This window comes from Acidimicrobiia bacterium, from assembly GCA_035651955.1.
Classification (GTDB): Bacteria; Actinomycetota; Acidimicrobiia; order IMCC26256; family JAMXLJ01; genus JAMXLJ01.
In genome coordinates, this window is sequence record DASRES010000032.1 from 21,454 (window position 1) to 27,679 (window position 6,226).

General features: G+C 71.5%; 8 protein-coding genes. 3 read left to right on the plus strand and 5 right to left on the minus strand.

Annotation, left to right across the window (positions count from 1 at the left end; translation table 11 throughout):
• Window positions 1-119: 119 nt before the first annotated feature.
• Window positions 120-1,622 (minus strand): class I adenylate-forming enzyme family protein, encoded by a 1,503-nt coding sequence (locus VFC33_07735; protein HZR13128.1) that lies wholly within the window; start codon window positions 1,620-1,622, stop codon window positions 120-122.
• Window position 1,623: 1 nt separating this feature from the next.
• Here VFC33_07735 and VFC33_07740 point away from each other — a divergent pair, with 1 nt between their 5' ends.
• Entirely contained in the window at window positions 1,624-2,337 is a 714-nt protein-coding gene (locus VFC33_07740) for a helix-turn-helix domain-containing protein (protein ID HZR13129.1), read from the plus strand.
• 8 nt (window positions 2,338-2,345) lie between these two features.
• Entirely contained in the window at window positions 2,346-2,633 is a 288-nt protein-coding gene (locus VFC33_07745; GenBank protein HZR13130.1) for a DUF1330 domain-containing protein, read from the plus strand.
• A 19-nt stretch (window positions 2,634-2,652) separates the two neighbouring features.
• Here VFC33_07745 and VFC33_07750 read toward each other — a convergent pair whose 3' ends face one another.
• Window positions 2,653-3,795, minus strand: coding sequence for an acetyl-CoA acetyltransferase (locus VFC33_07750; protein ID HZR13131.1), 1,143 nt, complete (start codon window positions 3,793-3,795; stop codon window positions 2,653-2,655).
• Window positions 3,796-3,913: 118 nt separating this feature from the next.
• A complete protein-coding gene (locus tag VFC33_07755; GenBank protein ID HZR13132.1) occupies window positions 3,914-4,846 on the minus strand; it encodes an SDR family NAD(P)-dependent oxidoreductase in 933 nt (310 codons plus the stop codon).
• Between the two features lie 145 nt (window positions 4,847-4,991).
• Here VFC33_07755 and VFC33_07760 point away from each other — a divergent pair, with 145 nt between their 5' ends.
• Window positions 4,992-5,486, plus strand: a complete 495-nt coding sequence (locus VFC33_07760; GenBank protein ID HZR13133.1) for a MaoC family dehydratase N-terminal domain-containing protein — start codon at window positions 4,992-4,994, stop codon at window positions 5,484-5,486.
• A gap of 22 nt (window positions 5,487-5,508) precedes the next feature.
• On the opposite strand, the gene VFC33_07765 is transcribed toward VFC33_07760, so the two are convergent.
• Both VFC33_07765 and VFC33_07770 read right to left on the minus strand, forming a co-directional pair.
• Window positions 5,509-5,733 (minus strand): hypothetical protein, encoded by a 225-nt coding sequence (locus VFC33_07765; protein ID HZR13134.1) that lies wholly within the window; start codon window positions 5,731-5,733, stop codon window positions 5,509-5,511.
• Between the two features lie 27 nt (window positions 5,734-5,760).
• Window positions 5,761-6,226: hypothetical protein (locus tag VFC33_07770; protein ID HZR13135.1), on the minus strand; the 466-nt coding region annotated here is incomplete at its 5' end.

The window sequence follows — 6,226 nt, forward strand, 5'->3', positions numbered from 1 at the left end:
CTGCGGCCGGGGATACCCCGGCCGCGGACGCTCGCCGCTACGGGCGGCCAACAGCTCCTTGCATCGGAGGTGCCTCTTCCGCGCGCCGATCGAGCTGCGTCTCGTTCCTGACATCGGCGTCACACTACCGGTGTGTTGACCTTCGCGGCGAGGGCGCGGCGGTCGACCTTCTCCATCGCGGTCAGCGGGAGCGCGTCGACGACGTGGATCGCCTCGGGCAGCTTGTACGCGGCGAGGCGGCCGGCGCCGAGCTCGCGCAGCTCCTCCAGCGTCGGTGGCGCGGCCGTGTCGCGCGCGACCACGCACGCGACGCCGATCTCTCCCATCACCGGGTCCGGTCGGGGGACGATCGCGACCGCGGCGACCTTCGGGTGCGTCGAGAGGACCGCCTCCACCTCGACCGGGTACACGTTGTACCCGCCGCGCACGTACATCTCCTTGCTGCGACCGACGAGGTGCAGCCGGCCCCGGTCGTCGAGCCACCCGAGATCACCGGTGCGCACGTGACCATCGGCGGTGAACGCGGCCGCGGTCCCGTCGGGGTCGCGCCAATAACCCGACATCACCGCCGGGGACCGCAGGCAGACCTGCCCGACCTCGCCGGGCGCAACCGGTCGGTCCTCCTCGTCGAGCAGCGCGAGGTCCACCGCGGCATGAGGACGGCCGACGCTCACGACCGCGTCCTCCTCGGGGTCGTCGAACGCGGTGCCGAGGCCGATGCCGGCCTCGGTGCACGAGTAGCGCGTCGCGAGCGCGGCGTGGAACCTCTCGCGCGCCTCCTCCGCGAGGCCGGGCGTGATCGGGCCCCCACCCACGAGGAGGAAGCGGACGCTGTCGAGGTCGTACGCGTCGAAGTCCGGTTGGCGCAGCATGAGCGCGAGCTGCGCGGGAACGCCCGACACCGTCGTCATCCGCTGCTCCGAGACGAGCCGGAGCGCGTCGGCGGCGCGCCAGCGCTCCATCAGGAAATTGGTGCCGCCACGCCGCAGGTTGCCGGGGAGCTTGGTCATGAACCCGAGGTGCGCGAACGACGTCCCGGTGAAGCCGCGCCCGCCCGTTCCCCAGTTGCGGCCCACGTCGGTGTCGGTGATGAAGGTCAGCTGCCGGTTGCCGTACAGCGCGCCCTTCGGCAGGCCTGTCGTTCCCGACGTGAAGATGATCGCGACTGCGCGGTCGGGATCGGGCGCGAGCTCCGGCGGGGAGCCGTCGCGCACGCGCGCGTCGCGCAACAGCTCGTCGAGCGCGGGCGCAGGCTCGACCTCCAGGACGTCGGCGTCGACGCGCGCCCTGTCGGGTGCGAGCCCGGGCGCCGCGAGCACGAGCCGCGCACCGGCCGTGTCCAGCACCGCGTCGCGCTCCGCGGGGGAGAGGCGGTCGTTGACCCCGGCGGTGATCGCGCCGAGCTTCGCCGCGGCGACGTACGCGACGAGGTACTCGCCGCTGGGTGGGAGGAGGAGCGCGACCACGTCGCCCTCGCGCACGCCACGGCGTGACAGGCCGACGGCGACCTCGTCCGACACGCGGTCGAGGTCCCGGTACGTGATCGACCATCCTGACGGCGTCACGTACGCTGGGACGTCCCCGAACCGCCGTGCCGCTTCACGCGCCGTCGCCGGGAGCATCGTGAGCGAATCTAACAAGGGCAACCGCAACGACGGCCGGAAGCGCACACGCGCGTCGCGGCCCGCGGTCGTCGACGGTCAGGCGTCGGGAACGCCTGCGAAGCAGCGCGAGCTGCGCGCGCAGGGGCGGCGCACGATGCGCAAGCTGCTCGACGCCGGGATGCGGGTGTTCGCCGACCGCGGGTACCACTCGGCCCGTGTCGACGACATCGTGCGCGCGGCGCGCACGTCGCACGGGACGTTCTACCTGTACTTCGCGAACAAGGAGGACCTGCTGCGCGCGCTGGCGGTCGAGTGCGCGCACGAGTGGTCGTCGCTCGCGGAGTCGATCGGCGCGATCGGGCCCGACGAGGACGGGTACGGCGAGCTGCGTCGCTTCCTCGCCGGCTTCGTCGGCACCTACCGCCGCTACGGCCCCATCATCCGCGCGTGGATGGAGGACCAGGGGAGCGACCGCGAGACGAACCGGCTCGGCGTGCGGTCCTTCACCCAGATCGCGAGCAAGCTCGGCGAGCGGATGGAGGAGGCGCACGCGCGGCAGGCGGTCAATGCGGCGACGTCGGTCGCGGCGCTCATGGCGATGCTCGAGCGGTTCAACTACGCGCTCGTCTCGCGCCGGCTCGACCTCGACGACGACGTGATGCTCGACACGCTCGCGCACGTCGTGCACCGCGGCTTCTTCGGTGCGCCCCCGCTCGTGGGCGCCGCGAGCTGACGCGCGCCATGGCCGCGTACGTCATCTACCAGGGTGAGGTCACCGACCCGGAGCGCTACGACGTGTACAAGACGCACGCCGCGTCGAGCATCGAGCGCGCGGGCGGTCGGTACGTGGTGCGGGGCGGGCCGGTCGAGCCGCTCGAGGGCGAGGAGCCCGCGGGCCGGACGGTCGTCATCGAGTTCCCGACGATGGATGCCGCCCTCGCCTGGTACCACGGCGACGAGTACACCGCGGCGCGCACGCTGCGCGAGGGCGCGGCGCGCTGTCGCATGTACGTCGTCGACGGGGTGTGACCGACGGGGCTCGTTCGCGTCAGTCGACGCCGAGCAGGACGGTGCTCGCCGACGAGAACCAGCCGCCCGTCCCGTTCACGCAGCAGATCTCCGCGTCCGCGACCTGACGATCGCCGCACTCGCCGCGCAGTTGCCGGACGCCTTCGACGAGCAGGAACATGCCGCGCATCCCGGGATGGCAGCACGACAGGCCGCCGCCGTCGGTGTTGGTCGGGAGCGCGCCGCCGACGCGCATCCTCCCGTCGGCGACGAAGGGCCCGCCCTCACCCTTCTTGCAGAAGCCGAGCGCCTCGAACGACAAGAGGACCATCGGCGTGAACGCGTCGTAGATCTGGCAGACGTCGACGTCGTCGGGCGTCAGGCCGGCGCGGTCGAACGCGAGCTTCGCCGAGCGCACCGCGGGTGACTCGGTGAAGTCCTCCCACTCGCTCATCGTCGTGTGCGACGTCGTCTCGCCGGTCCCCAGCACCCAGACGGGCTTCTTCGGCAGGTCGCGTGCGCGCTCCTCGGTGGTGAGGACGACGGCGCCGCCGCCGTCGGACCGGATGCAGCAGTGCAGCTTCGTGAGCGGGTCGGCCATCATCCGCGAGCTCTGCACGTCGTCGATCGTGATCGGGTCGCGGTAGTACGCGAACGGTGTGAGCGAGGCGTTGTACCGGCTCGAGACGGCGATCTCGGCGAGCTGCTCGATCGTCGTCCCGAACTCGTACATGTGGCGCCGAGCCGCCATCGCGTACTTCGAGATCAGCGTGTGACCGTACGGCGCATCGAACTGCACGGGGCCGCGGGCGCCGAACGAGAGGTTCGCGCTGCGCCGGCCCGCCTTCAGGTCCGCACGTGCGGTCGACCCGTAGACGAGCACGACGACCTCGGCGTGGCCGTGCGCGATCGCCGCGGTCGCGTGCTCGACCATGAACTCCCACGTGCTGCCGCCGACACCGGTCCCGTCGACCCACGTCGGACGCAGGCCCAGGTACTCCGCGACCTCGACGGGCGCGAGCAGACCCGTGCCGCACGAGCCGAACCCGTCGACGTCGTCCTTCGTGAGCCCGGCGTCCGCGACGGCGCGGCTCGTCGCCTGGTAGTGCAGCTCGAACGGCGACTTCGTGTCGACGCGTCCGATGTCCGACAGCGCAGCGCCGACGATCGCGACCCGTCTCATGGTCGCGCTCGCGAGCTCGCCGCTCCTGCGAGCTCGCTCCGCAGCCCTGTTGTCGGTCGCACTCGTTGGCGGGCCGGGATACCCGGCCCGCCGACGCTCGCCGCTCCGCGCGTCGCCATTACCGTTGGATCTTGGCGATGCCGGGGTTGATCGTCTTGAACACGTACTTGTGCAGCGTGGGCCCGATGTCGGCCGGGTCCCAGCGCGTCGGGTTCCCGTCCTTGTCCGTCGCGAAGAACTGCTCGCCCATCTCCCACGGGTAGTAGAGCGCGAGGTTGTTGCCGACGAGCCGCAGGACCTGACCCGTCACCGGGATCGAGTCGTCGGACGCGAGCCACGCGACCGCGGGTGCCGAGTTGCCCGGGTTCATGTTGTTGAACTCGGTGTAGGACTCGGGCTCCTTGATCTCGATGTCCTTGTACGCCTGGCCGACCATCCGGGTGAAGCCGCCCGGGCCGACCGCGTTGACGCGCACGCCGTAGCGCGCGAGCTCGAGGCTGCCGATGATCGTCAGCGCGGCGATGCCGGCCTTCGCGGCGCCGTAGTTCGACTGGCTGGCCTGCCCCTGCAGGCCCGCGCTCGACACGGTGTTGACGATCGCGGCCCGCGGCTGGCGGCCCTCCTTCGACTCGTTCCGCCAGTACACCGAGGCGTGGTGCATGGTGTTCCACGTGCCCTTGAGGTGCACGCGGATGACGGCGTCGAAGTCCTCCTCCGCCATCGAGAAGATCATCTTGTCGCGCAGGATGCCGGCGTTGTTCACGACGACGTCGAGCCGGCCGAACGCCTCGAGCGCGGTGTCGAGGATGTTCTTGGCGCCGTTGAAGTCGGAGACGTCGTCGTAGTTGGCGACCGCCTCGCCGCCACGCTGCTTGATCACGTCGACGACCTCGTCGGCGACCTGCTTGTCGCCGCCCCCGCCCGAGACCGCGCCGCCGAGGTCGTTCACGACGACCTTCGCTCCCTGGTCCGCGAGCTCGACCGCCTCGCCCCGGCCCACACCGTGCCCGGCACCGGTGACGATCGCGACCTTGCCGTCGAGGAGCCCCATGTGCGCGCCTCCCTCCAACGCGAGAAAACTGACGTGGCCGTCACCGTATCGCGGGGTCCGGCGGCCTGTGAAAGCAGACGGGGCGCCGCGCTAGCGTCCCGCCACCGTCGCAACGACCCCGCCCGAGCGAGCAGGAGCGCGTCCCATGACCGTCGACCCGGAGATCATCGGCCAGCCGACCGGCGCCGCACGCGTGCACGTCGAGCGTGGTCCCGTGTCGTACTTCGCGGCCGCGCTGAAGGACCAGAACCCGATCTACCACGACGTCAACGCGGCGCGCGCCGCCGGCTTCGACGACGTCCCTGCGCCGCCCACGTTCTCGTTCGCGATGAACCACATGGGCGCGCGCCGTGAGGACCAGCCGCCCGACCCGACCGGCGGCAACAACCCGATGCACAAGGCGATGGGTCAGCTCATGGGCCAGGGCGGCATCGTCCTGCACGGGGAGCAGGAGTTCGAGTACCACCGGCCGATCGTCGTCGGCGACGTCCTCGTCAGCGAGGGCAAGGTCGTCGACATGTACGAGCGCGAGAGCAAGGGACGCACGATGACGTTCGTCGTGATGGAGACCGTCTGGCGCGACGACAAGACGGGCGACCCCGTCGTCACCGAGCGGTTCAACCTGATCCACCGCAAGTAGCGGCGCGCGCCCGTCGGCCGGGTCAGCGCACGAGCATCGTCATCGCGACGAGCACGACGAGCGTCAGCATCCACACCGTCGGGACGGGCGTCGCCTCGCGGTGGACGCGCCGCGGGACGACACCGAGCCCGAAGGGAAGCACCGCGTACGTCTGGTCGTACGCGCGCCACACGGCGCGGGGCGTCCCGGGCTCGGGCTCGTCGAGGTCCACGATCACGAGGTCGCCGTCGTCGGCGTCGTCGACCACGCATCGATCGTACGGCGCCCCCGCGGGTCACCGCGCCACGACGGCGAAGCGGGTCGCGCCCGCGGCCCCGGGGACGTCGTACGTCTGCCCGTCGACCGTCGAGTACGCCGTTACGGCCGTGTACGACCAGCCGAAGAGCCAGCGACCGTCGGGTGACCAAGCGGGCGTGGAGTCCGCGACGCCGGGCGACGGGATCGAGTCGAACGAGAGGTCGTCGACGTCGAGCACGGTCCACGTCTCGGGTTGGCCGCCTGCGATCGCGAGCGTGTGCCCGTCGGGCGCGAACGACGCGCCGCGCGCGAACAGCGGGACGTCGCGCGCCGTGCCGCTGTCGACGTCGACGACGTGCAGGCACGCGCACGACCGGTCCGCGAGCACCACGTGGTGCGCGGCCGCGGCCAGCACCGTCGTCGACGACCAGTCCTCGCTGGGCGCGTCGTAGATGTTGCGAGCAGCGGAGGTGGCGGTCGTCACGCCGAGGTGCACGCCCGGG

Coding starts and splice junctions, on each gene's coding strand:
- VFC33_07735 (HZR13128.1), bottom strand. CDS start 1,622: ATGCTCCCGGCGACGGCGCGTGAAGCGGCACGGCGGTTCGGGGACGTC.
- VFC33_07755 (HZR13132.1), bottom strand. CDS start 4,846: ATGGGGCTCCTCGACGGCAAGGTCGCGATCGTCACCGGTGCCGGGCAC.
- VFC33_07745 (HZR13130.1), top strand. CDS start 2,346: ATGGCCGCGTACGTCATCTACCAGGGTGAGGTCACCGACCCGGAGCGC.
- VFC33_07760 (HZR13133.1), top strand. CDS start 4,992: ATGACCGTCGACCCGGAGATCATCGGCCAGCCGACCGGCGCCGCACGC.
- VFC33_07750 (HZR13131.1), bottom strand. CDS start 3,795: ATGAGACGGGTCGCGATCGTCGGCGCTGCGCTGTCGGACATCGGACGC.